Raw genomic sequence first — 17997 nt, forward strand, 5'->3', positions numbered from 1 at the left:
TATGCGACCCTTCGCGCCCGCTAATCCACAGGAGACTGGCCGCTCATGACGTCAGCAGACCCCGCTTCCAGCCGTCGTGACCAGGCGCTGGACTGGCTCCTGCGTGTGCAGCAGGCGCCCGACGACATTCAGCTGCGGGCTGAGCTTGCGCAGTGGTGCGCCAGCGATGTGGCCAATGCCGAGGCCTATGGCAAGGCCGAGCGGGTCTGGCGCCTGACCGCTCAACTGACGCCGACCAGCGCCGCCCAGTGGCCGCTGCCGGTAACCAGCAATCCCGTTTCGCTGCCGCCAGCGGCTCGGCCAACGCGGCGCCGGCGGCGCTGGCTCGGCGCGGCTGTAGCTGCCTGCTTGCTGGTGGCGCTGGCGCCTTCGCTCAGCTTGCGCATGCAGGCCGACTACCGCACCGGCCAGGGCGAAACCCGCGACATTACTCTGGCCGATGGCAGTGTGGTGCAGATGGACAGCGACAGCGCCATCGCCGTCCAGTACGCCGGCACTCAACGCGATGTGCGTCTGCTCGCCGGGCAGGCCTTCTTCAAAGTCACCCCGGACGCTACCAGGCCGTTTCATGTCCGCGCCGACGCTGTGCAGGTGACGGTTACCGGCACTGCTTTCAATGTTGAGCTGCGCCCGCAGCAGGTGGACGTCGAGGTCGAGCACGGCTCGGTGCGCGTCGCTGATGCCAGCCAGGCGCGGGTGTTGTCCAGCGCGCTGACGGCAGGGGAGCGCCTGCGCTATATGGACGGGTTGGTTCAGGTCCGCACCTTCCAGCCGTCGCAGGCGGCTGCCTGGCGCAAGGGCCAGTTGATTGCCGATGACGTCTCGATAGCCGAGCTGATCGGCGAGCTTGAGCGTTACCTGCCAGGCAAGGTGCTGTTACGCGACCAGAGCCTGGGCAGCAAACGCGTGACCGGTGTGTATGACTTGCGCAAACCCCAGGCGGCGCTGAACGCCGTGTTGCGGCCACATGGTGGCAAGGTCGAAAATTTTGGCCCCTGGTTGCTTGTTGTCAGCCGGCCTTGAGACCTGTTCGGGGCTGAGCGACAGCCCTGAAGCCACTCCCAGAAAAAATATTTCAAAATTTTCTGAAAAATCCGCGAACCACCCCGTCTTCTACCCCGCGCGCAATAACTGAGATCGATTCGTATTCTATTTGCTACCCGGACTGTGTTCGGGGCGGGGACGTGGGATGACTGTAGTAACAAGCCGTAGGTCGCGCCCAGCGCGGGGTTGGTCGTTGCGCCTTAAGAACGTCGCAGGCAGCGGCATGCTTGGGTTGTGCTGCTTGTTTGGCGCGCTGCCAGCGCATGCCGAAGAGGCCGCCGAGCGCACGCTGTTGAGCCAGGTGCACATGTTCGACATCCCCGCGCAGAACCTCGCTATCGCGCTGATCAACTTCGGCCAGCAGAGCAACCTGCAGGTGACGGTCGACCCAGACCTGCTCGACGGCCTGCAATCGAGCGCCATCAGCGGCCAGTTCAGCAGCGAAATCGCCCTGTCGCGCTTGCTCCAGGGCAGCGGCCTGGCCTGGGACTACGAGTACGGCGCGCTGGTCTTTCGTCGCCTGCAAAGCGCCGCCGACGGCGCGCTGGAGCTGCATAACACGGTGGTTTTGGGCGATACCGAAGAAAACAGCTACATGGGCGCCACTGTCATCGACCGCAAGGCGATCAAAGCATTCCCCGGGGCCAACGGCGACATCACTACGCTGCTGCAGATGCACCCCAACGTGCAGTTCAGCACCGACCAGAAAAGCTCGAACACGCCCGGCGAAATCGACCCGGCCGACATCAGCATCAACGGCGCCAGGTTCTATCAGAACAACTTCATGATCGATGGCATCTCGATCAACAATGACCTTGACCCCGGTGCCCACGGTTACACCGAAACCCGCCAGTTCGACTCGGCGCCGAGCCGCTCCCACGGCATCGCGCTGGACGCCGACCTGCTTGAAGAAGTGAAGGTCTACGACAGCAACGTGCCGGTCGAGTTTGGCGGCTTCAATGGCGGTGTGGTCGATGCCATCACCCGCCGCCCGAGCCAGGATCTGCACGGCAAGATTTCCTACGCCATGACCCGTTCGGAGTGGACCAGCTACCACATCACCCGGGAAAACAAAGAGAACTTCGAGACCTCGTCGAACGAGAAAAATCAGCCGGAGTTCACCAAGACGACATTGCGCGGCACCCTCGAGGGCCACCTCACCGACAACTTCGGCGCGTTGCTGAACTTCTCGCAGAAGCGCTCGTACCTGCCCCTGCGCGGCTACGCCAACGGCTACAGCAGCCCCACCAGCGACAACGACCAGGAGCAGACCCGCCAGCTCGACAACTTCCTGCTCAAAACCTACTGGACGGTCAACGACCGCCTGACCCTGGACACCTCGATCGTCTACGCGCCACAGGAAAACACCTACTACCGGGAAGACTACCGGGACTCCGGCTACACCAATATCAACGGCGGCTGGCAGGGCTCGTTCAAGGCCATCTATGAGGGCGACAACGCGCGCTGGACTCAGCAACTGGCCATGAGCGATCTGTATGCGTCGCGCGAGTCTGATCGCGATCAGGAGATCAAGTGGTACTGGTCCGATAGCAAGGACTGGGGTAACCCGGGCCTGAACAATGCGCGCAGCTCGGAGGGTGGTTTTGGTGATATCTACCAGACCCAGCGCAGCCTCGACTACAAGCTCAAGGCCGACTGGCAGACCTTCAACCTGGGCAGCAGTACCCACAGCCTGACCACAGGCCTTGAACTTGGCTACCAGCAAGCCACTTGGGAGCGGGAAGACTCGGCGTTGTCTATCACCACCCTCAAACGCGACAACGGTGCCTGCGGCGGCAGCGACCCATGGTGCTCCAACGGGTTGCTGCTTACTGGTCAGAATCGCCAATGGGGCTCGGCGATGATGAACTACGGTGCCGGCAAAATCGACATGGCGCAGAAGAAGTACGCTTTGTTCATTCAGGATGAAATCGGCTACGGCAACCTCACCCTGCGCCCGGGCCTGCGCTATGAGGGTGATGACTACATGGAGAAGAAAAGCCTGGCGCCGCGCTTTGCCGGCGACTACGACTTCTTCGGTGATCGCAGCACAGTGCTGGTGTTCGGCGCCAACCGTTACTACGGTCGCAACCTGTTCAAGTACCGACTTGCCGATGGGCGCCAGGGTTTTACCAATCGTTATACCCGCACTGCCCAGTCTGACGACTGGACCCTGGCCAGCCGCAACCCGGACCTGAGCAAGTTCTCGACGATGGACATCCCCTACGACGATGAGTGGATGCTGGGTCTAAATCAACGCTGGTTCAACACCGAGTTCCAGCTCAAGTACGTCAACCGCACCGGCAAGGGGCAGATCTACCGGACTCGTCCGTATTACTACCTCGACGCCAAGGACATCCCCGAGGGCTACAGCAAGGATTACTACACCTACCTCAATGCGGGCAGCAGCAAGAGTGAAAACCTCAGCCTGACGGTCACGCCGATGCAGCCGCTGCGTTTCCATGGCACCAGCACCAGTGTGCAATTGGCACTGGACTGGTCGCGTTCCAAAAATGCTTATGGCGCCACCTACGAAGCAGGCCTGGACGGCGACCAGCTGGACAACGAAGACGTGGTGCTCGACGGCAAGCGCATCGCTTACCACGAACTACCGGCCAGCGACTTCAATCGGCCGTGGACCGGGCGCCTGACCACCATCACCGACATCCCTCAGTGGAACCTGTCGGTAAGCAACTTCTTCCGCTACCGCGGCCCGTACGACCAGGTAGTCGGGGTCAGCCCGGATGCCGAGGTCAACGGTGAGGTGCTCAAGCGTTACGAAACCGTAGCTACCCCCGGCGCGCCAACCTGGGACATGCGTGTGGCCTGGGAGATCCCGACCGGCAAGGACCAGGCGATGTTCGTCAATGTCGACGTGACCAACGTCACTGACCGGGTCAACAAGATCGCCAGCCGCGAGTCGGTCAGCCTGGTCAGCTACGAAGTCGGCCGCCAGTACTGGCTGGAAGTCGGCTACCGCTTCTGATCCTCCTATAAAAAACCGTGGACACCTTGATGAAAAAGCTCATTGCCGGCCTGCTTGGCCCGCTGCTGCTCGGCGCCTGCGCAGCGCTGCCTGACGCCGATACACCGCTGCCGTGGGACACGGCAGTCAGCCAGGGTACCCTGGCCAACGGCCTGCAATACCGGCTGGTGCGCGAGACCAGCCAGCCCGGCCGGCTCGATTTGCGCCTGGCGGTGAACGCCGGCTCCATCGACGAAGCTGAAGACCAGGTTGGCGTCGCGCACATGGTCGAGCACTTGCTGTTCCACAGCCGCGCCGGGCAGAACAGCAACGTGCGCGAGCGCATGACCGAGCTGGGCTGGGTGCAGGGCAGGCACTTCAATGCCATGACCAACTATGAACGCACCCAGTACATGCTCAGCCCGCCGGCTGGCGTGAAGCAGACGCCGCAGGCCTTGCAGGTACTTGCAGACATGGTTTTTGCGGCTGACTACACGGCGGCGGACCTTGAGCGCGAGCGGCCGATCGTCATCGAAGAATGGCGCGGCGGCCTTGGCGTGGCCCAGCGCATGAACCAGCAACGCACGGCGTCGCAGCGGGTCGGCTCGCGCTACCCCGAACACCGCACCATCGGCAATGAAGCGGCGATCCGCAGTGCCAGCCTGGGCAGCCTGCAGGCGTACCAGGCGAAGTGGTACCAGCCTGGCAACATGGTCATCTCGGCGGTCGGTGACTTTGAACCGGCGGCGATGTTGGCGCAGATCGAGCAGGCCTTCGGCAAGGCCGCTGGCACTGGCAGCCCGGCGCGGGCCTATCGCGACCTGCCGCTGGACAACAGCCTCAAGGTCTTCCACCTGCACGACCCGCAGTCGGGCAGCAATCAAGTCTCGCTGCTGCTGCGCCTGCATGAGCCGGACAGCCGCGGCAGCAGCCGCAATGCCTTGCGTGAGCGGCTGATCGACCGCATGACCCTGGCCGTCCTGCTCGACAGCCTGCGCCGCCAACCGCTGCAACCGGGCGTGCGTAGTCTGATTGCGCAGAAGACCCTGATTGGCAGCCAGTCGACCGTGCTGGGGATCGCCGCCGGTGTCGAGGGCCAGGCTCACGATCAGGCGCTACGCCAGTTGCTCAGCGAGATCGAGCGGCTGCGCCAGCATGGGTTCAGCGAGGCCGATTTCCAACGCGAGCAGGCGCATATTCGCGGCCTCGGTGAGAAGACGGTGGCCAATACCAAACCGCGCAGCTTCGAACAGTGGGTCGAGCAATTGAGCAACGCTACTGCCCCTGAGGGGCGGGTGACTGATCGTCAGGCCACCGCCGGGCGTTATCTTGAAGTGCTTGAGCAGATCGATCGCAGCGACCTTGAGCAGCGCCTGCAGCGCTGGCTCGCCAGCCGTGACCGGGTGCTGCAGATCAGCGCGCCAGAGGCCAGCCTGGTGCGCCTGCCAACTGCCGCGCAAGTCGAAGCGCTGCAGGCAAGCATTGCCCAGACACGCCTGTCGGCACCCGTCAGCGAAGCGCCCAAGGTCGCTGCAACGCCTCGCTTCGAGCTGCCTGCACCCGGCCCGGCCGGCACCATCGTTGCGCGCAAGGCTTTTGCTCAAGAGCAGGTCGAGCACTGGCAGTTGAGCAACGGTGATCGGCTGGTCTGGCTGCGCCGCAATGGCCCGGACGGCAAGTGGTTGCTGCAAGCGGAATCATCGGCGGGCTACAACATCGACGGTGCGCCGGCCTGGCGCTTGCAGATGGCGGCGCAACTGGCGCTGGCCAGTGCCCCGCAGGCAGGCGCAAGCCAGGCGTTGACCGAGTGGCGCAAACAGCAGCGCGCCACCATCAGCCTGGAGCACTCACCGCAGCGCCTGCAGATGAACCTCAGCGCAGCGCCCGAGCAGCTGCCAAGCCTGTTTCAGAGCTATCGCCTGAGCCAGCAGGCGAACATCGACCCGGCGCTGTTCAGCGAGGCACGCGCTGATCTGCTGGCACGCAGCAACAGCCGGCCGGATGATGTGCGCAGCCAGCAGGACAGCCAGCAGCGCCGGCTCAAGTTCGGCGCCGATGCCTGGCAGTCGCCAACGCCTGCCACGCTGCAAGCGTTGACCAGCGAGCAACTGCGTGCTGATTGGCAGCGCTTGGCGGGTGCGCCAGTCACCTATTACCTGATGGCCGACATTGACCGTGCCCAACTGGAGCCGCTGGTGCGCGAGCAGCTCGCCAGCGTGCCGCGCACGTCCGCCTTGCCGAGCAAGCCGGTTATGCAGCAACCCGGCCAGCGTCGGCATGACCTGGCCATCGCGCTGGAGCCCAGGGCGGTGCTCGAGGCCAGCAGTTATCAGCCGCAGGCCTGGAGCCCTGAAGCGGCCATGCGCGTGTCCACCCTGCGCGATCTGGCCAACCAGCGCCTCAAGCAGCGCCTGCGCGGGGAAGCCTCGGGGATCTACCGCTTGCAGTTCGACAGCGAACTCAACCCACAGACCCAGCGCATCGAGAGCCGCTTGAACTTCACCTGCGACCCGGCCCGGGTCGATGAGCTGTGGGCGCTGGCGCAGCAGACCCTGGCCGAACTGGATGTGGATGCACAGTGGGTCGCCGTGCAACGAAGCGAACTGTCCCGCCAGGAAGCCGAGCGCCGCGACGACCCGCAGACTCAGTTCAAGCGCTTGATCCTCAGCGAACGTCACTGGCAAGACCCACGCTACCTGCGCACCCAGGCGCAGTTGCCGGCAGCGCTAAGCTTGCCGGCCCTGCAGCAGCAGGCGCGGCTGTTGTTCCCGCAGGATAATCAGGTGCAATTGCGCTTGCTGCCGTCGGTGACTGCGCTGGAGCAGGCGCTGTGAATACGCTGCGCAGATTCGTCCGTCTGAGCCGGCCCTTTTGGCATGATCGCGGCCAGTGGCAAGGCTGGTTGATGCTGGCGGCAGTGATCGGCCTGGGCTTGCTGGTGGTGCAGATCAATGTGCTGATCAACAGCTGGAGCAAGACTTTCTACGACACCCTGGCGGCGTTCGATACCGCTGCCTTGTATGGGCTGGTGGGCCAGTACGCGCTGTACCTGGGCGCTTACGTACTGATCATCGTCGGCCTCGATTACATCCGCAAACGTCTTGAACTGCGCTGGCGCCAGGCCATGACCGCACGCCTGACCGATGCCTGGCTGGCCGATCACGCCTTCTATCGGCTGGGCCTGAGCGGCGAGCCGGACAACCCTGACCAACGTATCGCCCAGGACGTCGACCTGATGGTGGGGCTGAGCATCGAATTGGTGGCGTCACTGGTGATCAACCTGGCCCAGGTTGGCGCCTTTGCGCTGATCCTGTGGAACCTGTCCGGGGTGCAGACCTTCAGCCTGTTCGGCGCGACCGTTACCGTGCACGGCTATCTGCTGTGGATCGTGGTCATCTATACCCTGACCGGCAGTGTCCTTACGCACCTGATCGGTAAGCCGCTGCACGCACTGAACTACGAACGCGAGCACCGTGAGGCGGACTTTCGCGCGAGCCTGCTGCGCAAGCGCGACCATGCCGAGCAGATCGCCCTGTACCGCGGCGAAGGGGTCGAGCGCGAGCAACTGGCCCGGCGTTTTCAGGCGATTGCGAGCAACTGGCGGCAGTTGATCGGCCGTGAGCGCGACTTGAGCTTGTTTACCGTCGCCTACCAGCGCTTGAGTCTGATCATTCCGGTGTTTGCGGCCATGCCGGCGTTCATGAGCAAAGCCATCACCCTGGGTGGCTTGATGCAGATCCGCAGCGCGTTCAGCGCCGTGCACGATTCGTTGAGCTGGTTCATCAAGCTGTACAACAAGCTGGTGCGCTGGAGCGCGGCACTGGAGCGGCTGGATCAGTTCGAGCGGGCCATCGAAGCCAGCCGGCAGCAGGTAGTCAGCGCGCCGCAGGGCAGTTGCCTGTGCGCGCAAGGGCTGACCCTGTGCCGGCCAGATGGCAGTGCGCTGCTGAGTAATCTCGATCTGCGGGTGGGTCAGGGCCAGTGGCTGCGCCTGGCCGGCCGCAGCGGACTGGGCAAGTCGACCCTGCTGCGCACCCTGCAAGGCTTGTGGCCGTACTGCCGGGGTAATTGGCAGTTGCCGCCTGGGCGCAGCCTGCTGCTGCCGCAAAAGCCGTATCTGCCGCAGATGCGCCTGGATGAACTGCTGGCGTATCCGCAGTTGCAGCGCTTCGACGATGTGCTGTTGATCGACGCACTGGTCAAGGTCGGTTTGAGCGAACTGGTCAGCCGCCTGGGTGACGAAGCAGAGTGGGAGCGGGTGCTCAGTGGCGGTGAACAACAGCGCCTGAGCCTGGCGCGGGCGTTGCTGTACCAACCCGACACGCTGTACCTGGACGAAGCCACCAGCCAGCTCGACTTCAACGCCGCCTATGGCCTGTTGCGCATGCTCCGTCGCGAGTTGCCGCAGTGTACCGTGGTAGGGGTGACCCACCAGGTCGGCCTCGGCGAATTGTTCGAGCGCACGCTGGAGCTGGAGCCCCAGCCCCAGCCCGCATGAGCCGAATCAGGCGCGCTTGTTGAACTGCGCCAACGCCGGCAGCAGCTGTTTTTCGATGGCCTGGCGCACTGCCGGGAGGATTGTCGCGCTGCCGGTGTACATCTGCTCGACCATGCCCTTGAGTGCACGTGCGTTGGGTTCGGTCAGCCCGCGCACGACCACTTCGCAGGCTTGCTCGGCGCTGGCGCCGGCGGGAATATCAAAGCCGCGAGCGCGCATTTGCCCCAGCAGGTCGTCCTGATCAATCAAATCCGCATGCATCATGGTTGTTGTCCCTTCTTATCGCCAAGAGAGTGCTGCTGTGATTTACGACCGATTCTGTGACGACCGCGACATGCCCGCAACAACAGAATGCCGACGTGGCTGCTTTGGCTATGAACAGGTCGCTCATGGCTAACTCGATCAACCAATGGGCCCGCACACTGGGGTCATTCACCGCAACGTGGGGTTTGGTCACCCTGACTCGTCACAGTGAATATCGCTCACTCTCCCGCCCCGGCAGCTCACGGCTTGTCGGGGTTTTTTTTGCCCGGTAGCTGCAAGGTACGACCGATCCATGTGTCTGCTGGCAATGGCGCTTGAGCCGCAACCATGGCCTGCAGTTGCGACCGGCTGTAGTCGCTGAACGGCGCCGCACTGGGCCCGGCCAGGTCCACGTGCAAGAGCATCTGCTCGCTGGCCGCCAGTGCCTGTTCGAGGTCTGCCCGGTGCAGGCTGTGGTAAAGGTGCAGGCGTTTGCTGTCAAAGCCGAGGATGTGGGTTTGCACCCACACCTCGCTGCCCAGTTTGACCTCGTGCAGGTAATTGATATGCGCCTCGAGGGTAAACAGCGAATGGCCGCTGTGCCCACGCGCGTCGGCGTCCAGGCCGATCTGCTCCATCAGCGCATCGGTGGCGTAGCTGAAGATCAACAGGTAATAGGCATCGCGCAGGTGGCCGTTGTAGTCGACCCAGTCCGCTTGGACTGGGGTGCGGTAGGTAATCAGTGCAGGCATCATCTGCTCCTCAGTCGGCAAAGCTCATGCCGTGCTGGGCTTTGCTGGTTTTCACCGCTTCCAGCACGGCCAGCAGGGCGTCGTCACGGTAGCGTTCAAGGGCCGCGATACTGCGCTCGCCGAGTTGCTCCGAGGTGCCGGCAACCACGTCTTCGATCAACTGTTCGCTGAGCTCCGGCGCGGGTAGGTAGGTCCAGGGCAGCTTCAGCGCCGGGCCGAACTGGGCCATGAAGTGGCGCATGCCAGCGTCGCCACCCGCCAGGGTGTAGGTGAGGAAGGTGCCCATGAACGACCAGCGCAGGCCGGCGCCAAAGCGGATCGCATCGTCGATCTCGCCTGTGGTGGCGACGCCGTCGTTGACCAGGTGCAAGGCCTCGCGCCAGAGCGCTTCAAGCAAGCGGTCGGCTATAAAACCGGGGACTTCCTTGCGCACGTGCAGCGGGCGCATGCCGAGCGCGGTGTAGATGACCTTGGCGGCTTCGATGGCCTCGGCAGCGGTATTGCGACCGCCAACGATTTCGACCAGCGGCAGCAGATAGACCGGGTTGAACGGGTGGCCGACCACGCAGCGTTCGGGGTGGCTGGCCGACTCGTAGAATTCACTCGGCAGCAGCCCTGAGGTGCTCGAGGCGATGATTGCAGCGGGCTTGGCGGCAGCGCTGATGCGCGCATGCAGATCGAGCTTGAGCTCCAGTCGCTCGGGTGCGCTTTCCTGGATGAAGTCGGCGTTGCGCACGCAGTCTTCGATGCTGTCGACAAAGCGCAGCCGCTGTTGCGCGGCACCTGCGGCAAGGCCTTGCTTCTCAAGCGCGGGCCAGGCATTGGCGACCCGTTGGCGCAGGGCTTGTTCGGCACCGGGGGCTGGGTCCCAGGCGATTACATCAAGGCCGTGGGCGAGGGCGCGGGCGACCCAGCCGCTGCCGATGACGCCACTGCCAAGCGCGGCAAAAATCTTGATATCGGTAATGAAAGGCATGTTCGACTCCTGAGGGAATTACCGGCGCTTGAGGTTCATTTTTGCCCGACCTTCAGCCGGCGTGAGCACGCGTGCACCAAGCCGGCTGAGGATCTCCACGGCACGCTCGACCAGTTGGCCGTTGCTGGCCAGCACGCCTTTGTCCAGGTACAGGTTGTCTTCCAGGCCGACCCGCACGTTGCCGCCGAGCAGCACCGCTTGCGCGGCCATCGGCATCTGCATACGGCCAATGCCGAAGCCAGCCCAGGTCGCGCCCTGCGGCAGGTTGTCGACCATCGCCTTCATGGTGCCGGTGTCGGCTGGCGCGCCCCAGGGGATGCCCAGGCACAGCTGGAACAGCGGGTCATCGAGCAGGCCTTCCTTGATCATCTGCTTGGCGAACCACAGGTGGCCGGTGTCGAAGATTTCCAGCTCGGCCTTGACCCCCAGCTCGGTGATCCGTTTGGCGCCCGCGCGCAGTTGCGCTGGAGTCGACACATAGATGGCGTTGCCGTCGCCAAAGTTGAGCGTGCCACAGTCCAGCGTGCAGATTTCCGGCAGCAGCGCCTCGATGTGCGCCAGCCGCTCCAGCGGGCCGATCAGGTCGGTGCCGGGGCCGAAGTCCATCGGCGACTCGCCCGGGCCGATTTCCAGGTCGCCACCCATGCCGGCGGTGAGGTTGACGATGATGTCGACGTCGGCCTCGCGGATGCGCTGCATGACTTCGCGGTACAGCTCGACATCGCGGCTGAAACGGCCGGTCTGCGGGTCGCGGACATGGCAGTGGACGACCGTGGCGCCGGCCTTGGCGGCCTCGACCGCGGCGGCGGCGATCTGCGCCGGGGTGATCGGCACCAGGTGGCTCTTGGCGACCGTGTCGCCAGCGCCGGTGAGGGCGCAGGTAATGATGACGTCGTGGTTCATGCTGGGGGTTCCTGGTCAAAATACGGGTGCAGGGCTCCCGCACCGACCGGTTGAACCGGTCAGTGGGCGGAAAAGCCGAATCAGTTGGCGCTGAGCTTGAGGTTGTCGGCAGCCGGCTTGCCGTCGAAGGTGGTCACCCCTTCAAGCCAGCGGGCTTTGTCTTCGGGGTGCTCCTGCAGCCACTTGCGGGCTGATTCCAGCGCGTCCTTGTGATCGAGCAGCGGCTGCATCATGCGGCTCTCGGTCTCGGCACTGAAGGTCAGGTTGGCCAGCAGCCGGCTGGCGTTGGGGCAGCGCTCGGCATAGTCAGGCGCGGTCACCGTCCACACTGTGGCGCGGCCTTCGTCGGGGCCGAGGGCGTCTTCACTGGCGCCCAGGTAGACCATGTCGATGTTGACGTTCATCGGGTGTGGGGTCCAACCGAAGAACACCACCGCTTCCTTACGCCGTACCGCGCGGTCAACCGCCGCGAGCATGCCGGCCTCGCTGGACTCGACCAGCTGGAACTTGCCCAGGCCGAACTGGTTCTTGGCGATCATTGCCTTGATCTGGGTATTGGCACCTGAGCCGGGCTCTATGCCGTAGATCTTGCCGCCCAGCTGCTTCTCGAACTTGTGGATGTCGGCAAAGCTTTGCAGGCCCTGATCGGCCAGGTACTTGGGCACCGCCAGGGTAGCGCGGGCATCGTTCAGGCTCGGCTCAGCGAGCACCTTGACCTGCTTGGCCTCGACGAACGGGGTGATGGTCTGGTTCATGATCGGGTTCCAGTAACCGAGGAACATGTCCAGGCGCTTGTCGCGGATGCCGGCAAAGATGATCTGTTGCGAGGCACTGGTCTGTTTGGTCTGGTAACCCAGGCCATCGAGCAATACCTGAGCCATGGCGCTGGTGGCGATGACGTCGGTCCAGTTGACCACGCCGAGGCGGACCTTCTGGCACACCGCAGGTTCGCCAGCAAATGCTGGCAGGGCAAAGCTGGTACTCAACACAAGGGGTAACAGGCTGCGGCGGATCAAGCTGTGCATGGTGGCTCTCCATCGGCAGTGCATGTTGTTATGGTGGGCGACCTCTGCGGGCCGTGTGACTAAGCTACCCGGCAAGCCCAGGCAAAAGTCGCACGCTGGCGACCAACATTTGCACCCTGGCGACTACCTTGTGCGGGAGCCCTCGATGGCCGTTACCATTCACTTTCTGCTGTTGCCGGGTTTTTCCGCGATGGGCTTTATCAGTGCCCTGGAGCCGTTGCGGGTGGCCAACCGCTTTCGCGGGACGTTATATCGCTGGCGCGTGCTCAGCCTGGACGGCGGCGCGGTGCAGGCGAGCAATGGCATGTCGGTCAATGCCGATGCTGCATTGGCGGGGGAGGCGGCGCCGCAGATGCTTTTGGTGGTGGCCGGCTTTGACCCGCTGGCGCACTACAGCCTGGGGTTGCAGCAGGCACTGCGCCGGCTCGAGCATGAAGGAGTGATCCTCGGCGGGATCGATACCGGCGCGATGCTGCTGGCTGAAGCCGGCTTGCTCGAAGGCTACCGGGCGACTTTGCACTGGGAAGCGCTGGAGGCGTTCAAGGAGCGCTACCCACGCTTGCAGGCCACGCAGGAGTTGTTCGAGATCGACCGACGGCGGATCACCTGTGCCGGTGGTACGGCCTCGATCGACCTGATGCTCGATCTGATCGCCCAGGCCCATGGCAGCGAGTTGGCGGTACAGGTCTCGGAGCAATTCGTGCTCGGCCGCATCCGCCCACGCCAGGATCACCAGCGCATGCAGATTGCCGCGCGCTACGGGCTGAGCAACAAGAAGTTGGTCAAGGTGATCGGCGAGATGGAGCGCAATACCGAGGAGCCGTTGCATACCCAGGTGCTGGCCGACCTGATCCAGGTCACCCGGCGCCAGTTGGAGCGGTTGTTCCGGCTGCACCTGAACGACACGCCGAGCGGCTTCTATCTGCGCCTGCGGCTGGACAAGGCGCGCCAGTTGCTACGCCAGACCGACATGAGCGTGCTGCAGGTCAGCATCGCCTGCGGCTTTGACTCGGCGTCATACTTTACCCGCTGTTACCGGGCGCGCTTCGAGCGCTGCCCGCGGGCCGACCGCCACACCAGTGCGGCGTCATGAAGGCGGCGGATTATTGCTGGCCGATCGACTGCAGGTATTCGGAGCGATCATCGCTGCGCTGCGCCACGCAGGTGTTCCAGGCGGCTTCGAAGGCCTTGCTGCCGGGTTTTTCAGCGGCGGTCTCGACCTTGCAGTCGGCATCGCGCAGTTGCGTCCACAGGGTCTGCGCAGCGCGGAAACGCTCGGACAGGCTCTGCACCTTGTCGCCCTCATCCGGATACTGGTCGCGAATCCGCTGGATCAGGTCATCGAACGCCGCTTGCAGCTCACGCTCGGCGGTCTGCTTGTTGTAGGCGGCGCAGGCGTAGCCCTGGGCATCGCTGTCGACGTTGTCGCATGGGGTGGACTCATCGTCGGCGGCGAACGCGAACGGCGCGCTCAACAATAAAGTCAGGCCTATCAATGAATTGATCCGCAGCATGTTCACTTCCCATGAAAAAGTCGGGCAATTCTCGCTCAGCGCTGCCCCCTTGAACAGGCTTGAGCGACATTTGTCATGAAGCCAACTGTCGCGATGAGGGCTTTGACGCTTTCGGTATGGCCCTTGTCGTTTTTGCATCCGGCTCGTCGTTCGCGCAGGCATATGCTGGCCCTAAACGCCGACACCTGATTCGGCGCAACCTATATCAAAAAGGGGACAGCCTGATGAGCCCAGCCGAATTACACGCCGACAGCATCGTCATCGATGGCCTGATCATCGCCAAGTGGAACCGCGAGCTGTTCGAGGACATGCGTAAAGGCGGCCTGACCGCAGCCAACTGCACAGTGTCGGTGTGGGAAGGGTTCAAGGCCACCGTCGACCAGATCGCCGCCAGCCAGAAGCTGATCCGCGACAACAGCGACCTGGTGATGCCGGTACGCACCACCGCCGACATCCGCAAGGCCAAGGAGCTGGGCAAGACCGGCATCCTCTTCGGCTTCCAGAACGCCCACGCCTTCGAGGACCAGATCGCCTACGTCGATGTGTTCAAGCAGCTCGGCGTCGGCATCGTGCAGATGTGCTACAACACCCAGAACCTGGTCGGCACCGGTTGCTACGAGCGTGATGGCGGCCTGTCTGGTTTCGGTCGCGAAATCGTCGCCGAGATGAACCGCGTCGGGATCATGTGCGACCTGTCCCATGTCGGCTCGAAAACCTCCGAAGAAGTCATCCTCGAATCGAAAAAACCGGTGTGCTACTCGCACTGCCTGCCGTCGGGCCTGAAAGAACACCCGCGCAACAAGTCCGATGCCGAACTCAAGTTCATCGCCGACCACGGCGGCTTCGTTGGCGTGACCATGTTTGCGCCGTTCCTGGCCAAGGGCATCGATTCGACCATCGACGATTACGCCGAGGCGATCGAATACACCATGAACATCGTCGGTGAAGATTCCATCGGCATCGGCACCGACTTTACCCAGGGTCACGGCCAGGAGTTCTTCGAATACCTGACCCACGACAAGGGCTACGCCCGCCGTCTGACCAGCTTCGGCAAGATCATCAACCCGCTTGGCATCCGCACTGTAGGCGAGTTCCCCAACCTCACCGAAACCCTGCTCAAGCGCGGCCACAGCGAACGCGTGGTGCGCAAGATCATGGGCGAGAACTGGGTCAACGTGCTCAAGGATGTGTGGGGCGAGTAAGCCGCACTCCAAACCGCTCTGCCCAGGCCAAAACAGTCTGGGCCATCTCTCAAAAATTTCTGGAGTTAAGTTTCCATGGCCAAGATCGCCCCGCAATTGCCAATCGAAGTCGACAGCGAGACCGGTGTCTGGACTTCCGACGCGCTGCCGATGCTGTATGTGCCACGCCATTTCTTCGTCAACAATCACATGGGTATCGAAGAAGTACTGGGCGCCGACGCCTATGCCGAGATCCTCTACAAGGCCGGCTACAAGTCGGCCTGGCACTGGTGTGAAAAAGAAGCCGAATGCCATGGCCTGGAAGGCGTGGCGGTGTTCGAACACTACATGAAGCGCCTGTCCCAGCGCGGCTGGGGCCTGTTTGAAATCGAAGCCATCGACCTCGACAAGGGCACCTGCAGCGTCAGGCTCAAGCACTCGGCGTTCGTCTATGTGTACGGCAAGGTTGGCCGCAAGGTCGACTACATGTTCACCGGCTGGTTTGCCGGCGCCATGGACCAGATTCTCGCCGCCCGTGGCAGCTCGCTGCGCACCGTGGCAGAGCAGGTCTACGGCGGGTCGGAAGAGGGCCACGAAGATGGCCTGTTCGTTACAAAGCCGTTGTAAGCCTGAGCCGGAGATAGCGTCATGGCCTTCGAAGCAATGTTCCAGCCGATCCAGATCGGCAAACTGACCATCCGTAACCGCGTGCTGAGTACTGCTCACGCCGAGGTGTATGCCACCGACGGCGGCATGACCACCGACCGTTACGTCAAATACTACGAAGAGAAGGCCAAGGGCGGTATCGGCCTGGCCATCTGTGGTGGCTCGTCGGTGGTTGCCATCGACAGCCCGCAGGAATGGTGGGCTTCGGTCAACCTGTCGACCGACCGGATCATCCCGCACTTCCAGAACCTTGCCGACGCCATGCACAAGCACGGCGCCAAGATCATGATTCAGATTACCCACATGGGCCGTCGCTCACGCTGGGACGGTTTCAACTGGCCAACCCTGATGTCGCCGTCGGGTGTGCGTGAGCCAGTGCACCGTGCGACCTGCAAGACCATCGAGCCGGAAGAGATCTGGCGGGTGATCGGCAACTATGCACAAGCCGCGCGCCGGGCCAAGGAAGGTGGCCTGGATGGCGTCGAACTGTCGGCGGTGCACCAGCACATGATCGACCAGTTCTGGAGCCCGCGGGTCAACAAGCGTACCGACGAATGGGGCGGCAGCTTCGAAGGCCGGATGAAGTTCGGCATGGAAGTGCTCAAAGCCGTGCGCGCCGAGGTTGGTGACGATTTCTGCGTGGGCATGCGCATCTGTGGTGACGAGTTCCACCCCGATGGCCTCAGCCACGAAGACATGAAGCAGATCGCCGCGTATTACGATGCGACCGGCATGCTGGATTTCTTCGGTGTGATCGGTTCGGGCTGCGATACCCACAACACCCTGGCCAACGTTATCCCCAACATGAGCTTCCCGCCCGAGCCGTTCCTGCACCTGGCAGCCGGTATCAAGGAAGTGGTCAAGGTCCCGGTACTGCACGCGCAGAACATCAAGGACCCGAACCAGGCGCAGCGCATCCTCGAGGGCGGCTATGTCGACATGGTCGGCATGACTCGGGCGCACATGGCTGACCCGCACCTGATCGCCAAGATCAAGATGGGCCAGATCGATCAGATCAAACAATGCGTCGGTGCCAACTACTGCATCGACCGCCAGTATCAAGGGTTGGATGTGCTGTGCATCCAGAACGCCGCGACCTCCCGTGAATACATGGGCGTGCCGCACATCATCGAGAAGACTACCGGCGTCAAACGCAAGGTGGTGGTGGTCGGTGCCGGCCCTGCCGGCATGGAAGCGGCGCGGGTTGCCGCCGAGCGTGGCCACGACGTCACCGTGTTCGAGAAGAAAGAGCAGATGGGCGGGCAGATCACCATTGCTGCCAAGGCTCCGCAACGCGACCAGATTGCCGGTATCACCCGCTGGTATCAGCTCGAATTCGCCCGCTTGAAGATCGACCTGCGCCTGGGCACTGCGGCCGACATCGCGACCATCCAGGACCTGCGCCCGGACGTGATCGTGCTGGCGGTCGGCGGCCATCCGTTCGTCGAGCAGAACGAGCATTGGGGCGCTGCCGAAGGCCTGGTGGTCAGCAGTTGGGACGTGCTCGATGGCAAGGTTGCGCCGGGCAAGAACGTGCTGGTGTACGACACCATCTGCGAATTCACCGGTATGTCGACCGCGGACTTCATTGCCGACAAAGGCAGCCAGGTCGAGATCGTCACCGATGACATCAAGCCAGGCGTGGCCATGGGCGGCACCACCTTCCCGACCTACTACCGCAGCATGTACCCGAAAGAAGTGATCATGACCGGCGACCTGATGCTGGAAAAGGTCTACCGCGAAGGCGACAAGCTGATCGCGGTGCTGGAAAACGAATACACCGGCGCCAAGGAAGAGCGGGTGGTTGACCAGGTGGTGATCGAGAACGGTGTGCGTCCTGACGAAGAGCTGTACTACGGGCTCAAAGAGGGGTCGCGCAACAAGGGCCAGATCGATGTGGAGGCGCTGTTTGCCATCAAGCCACAGCCGATCCTCAGCCAGCCGGGCGAAGGCTACTTGCTCTATCGCATTGGTGACTGCGTGGCCCAGCGCAACGTGCACGCGGCGATCTACGACGCCTTGCGCCTGTGCAAGGACTTCTGATCGATCGCACATGAACTGGCCCTCCTGTAGGAGCGGCCTTGTGTCGCGAAAGGGTCGCGAAGCGGCCCCGGCGATCTTGTGACGCTACATAGATCCTGGGGCTGCGTTGCAGCCCTTTCGCGACGCAAGGCCGCTCCTACAGGGGTCCGCGCCGCGCTTGCTTGAGCGCGGCGCACGATTTCAGCTG

Annotated in this window: 14 protein-coding genes; 8 read left to right on the forward strand and 6 right to left on the reverse strand. The window is 63.1% G+C overall.

What is annotated here, in order from left to right; all coding sequences use genetic code 11:
* The first annotated feature begins 45 nt into the window (after positions 1–45).
* From M2396_RS18065 to M2396_RS18080, 4 genes are all read left to right on the forward strand, one after another.
* Positions 46–1023, forward strand: coding sequence for a FecR domain-containing protein (locus M2396_RS18065; protein ID WP_259076797.1), 978 nt, complete (start codon positions 46–48; stop codon positions 1021–1023).
* 214 nt (positions 1024–1237) lie between these two features.
* Positions 1238–4030, forward strand: coding sequence for a TonB-dependent receptor (locus M2396_RS18070; protein ID WP_259076799.1), 2793 nt, complete (start codon positions 1238–1240; stop codon positions 4028–4030).
* A gap of 29 nt (positions 4031–4059) precedes the next feature.
* The gene (locus tag M2396_RS18075) at positions 4060–6843 is read left to right on the forward strand and encodes a M16 family metallopeptidase (RefSeq protein WP_259076802.1); all 2784 of its coding nucleotides are present in this window, start codon (positions 4060–4062) and stop codon (positions 6841–6843) included.
* Entirely contained in the window at positions 6840–8507 is a 1668-nt protein-coding gene (locus M2396_RS18080) for an ABC transporter ATP-binding protein/permease (RefSeq protein WP_259076804.1), read from the forward strand. The genes M2396_RS18075 and M2396_RS18080 overlap by 4 nt, the downstream gene beginning before the upstream one ends.
* A 6-nt stretch (positions 8508–8513) precedes the next feature.
* Here M2396_RS18080 and M2396_RS18085 read toward each other — a convergent pair whose 3' ends face one another.
* The 5 genes from M2396_RS18085 to choX all read right to left on the reverse strand — a co-directional run bounded on the left by M2396_RS18085 (position 8514) and on the right by choX (position 12406).
* On the reverse strand, positions 8514–8771 hold the full coding sequence (locus M2396_RS18085) for a hypothetical protein (RefSeq protein ID WP_101322488.1): 258 nt from the start codon (positions 8769–8771) through the stop codon (positions 8514–8516).
* 239 nt (positions 8772–9010) lie between these two features.
* A complete protein-coding gene (locus M2396_RS18090) occupies positions 9011–9502 on the reverse strand; it encodes a thioesterase family protein (RefSeq protein WP_220632692.1) in 492 nt (163 codons plus the stop codon).
* A 10-nt stretch (positions 9503–9512) separates the two neighbouring features.
* Positions 9513–10478: an L-carnitine dehydrogenase gene (locus tag M2396_RS18095; protein WP_150572813.1), complete on the reverse strand. Its 966-nt coding sequence runs from the start codon at positions 10476–10478 to the stop codon at positions 9513–9515.
* An 18-nt stretch (positions 10479–10496) separates the two neighbouring features.
* Positions 10497–11381 (reverse strand): 3-keto-5-aminohexanoate cleavage protein, encoded by an 885-nt coding sequence (locus M2396_RS18100; protein WP_101322485.1) that lies wholly within the window; start codon positions 11379–11381, stop codon positions 10497–10499.
* An 80-nt stretch (positions 11382–11461) separates the two neighbouring features.
* Positions 11462–12406 (reverse strand): choline ABC transporter substrate-binding protein, encoded by a 945-nt coding sequence (gene choX, locus M2396_RS18105; protein WP_150570468.1) that lies wholly within the window; start codon positions 12404–12406, stop codon positions 11462–11464.
* Between the two features lie 145 nt (positions 12407–12551).
* Here choX and M2396_RS18110 point away from each other — a divergent pair, with 145 nt between their 5' ends.
* Entirely contained in the window at positions 12552–13499 is a 948-nt protein-coding gene (locus M2396_RS18110) for a GlxA family transcriptional regulator (RefSeq protein ID WP_086976920.1), read from the forward strand.
* A 10-nt stretch (positions 13500–13509) separates the two neighbouring features.
* On the opposite strand, the gene M2396_RS18115 is transcribed toward M2396_RS18110, so the two are convergent.
* On the reverse strand, positions 13510–13911 hold the full coding sequence (locus M2396_RS18115) for a lysozyme inhibitor LprI family protein (protein ID WP_371411593.1): 402 nt from the start codon (positions 13909–13911) through the stop codon (positions 13510–13512).
* Positions 13912–14144: 233 nt separating this feature from the next.
* Between M2396_RS18115 and M2396_RS18120 the strand changes: the two genes are divergently transcribed.
* The 3 genes from M2396_RS18120 to dgcA all read left to right on the forward strand — a co-directional run bounded on the left by M2396_RS18120 (position 14145) and on the right by dgcA (position 17810).
* Complete coding sequence (locus tag M2396_RS18120) at positions 14145–15122, forward strand: dipeptidase (RefSeq protein WP_259076818.1); 978 nt, start codon at positions 14145–14147, stop codon at positions 15120–15122.
* A 75-nt stretch (positions 15123–15197) separates the two neighbouring features.
* Positions 15198–15728, forward strand: a complete 531-nt coding sequence (locus M2396_RS18125; RefSeq protein ID WP_101322482.1) for a DUF5943 domain-containing protein — start codon at positions 15198–15200, stop codon at positions 15726–15728.
* A 21-nt stretch (positions 15729–15749) separates the two neighbouring features.
* A complete protein-coding gene (dgcA, locus tag M2396_RS18130) occupies positions 15750–17810 on the forward strand; it encodes a dimethylglycine demethylation protein DgcA (RefSeq protein ID WP_101322481.1) in 2061 nt (686 codons plus the stop codon).
* Positions 17811–17997: the final 187 nt, after the last annotated feature.

Origin of the sequence: Pseudomonas sp. BIGb0278 (assembly GCF_024809895.1) — a bacterium.
Classification (GTDB): Bacteria; Pseudomonadota; Gammaproteobacteria; order Pseudomonadales; family Pseudomonadaceae; genus Aquipseudomonas; species Aquipseudomonas shirazensis.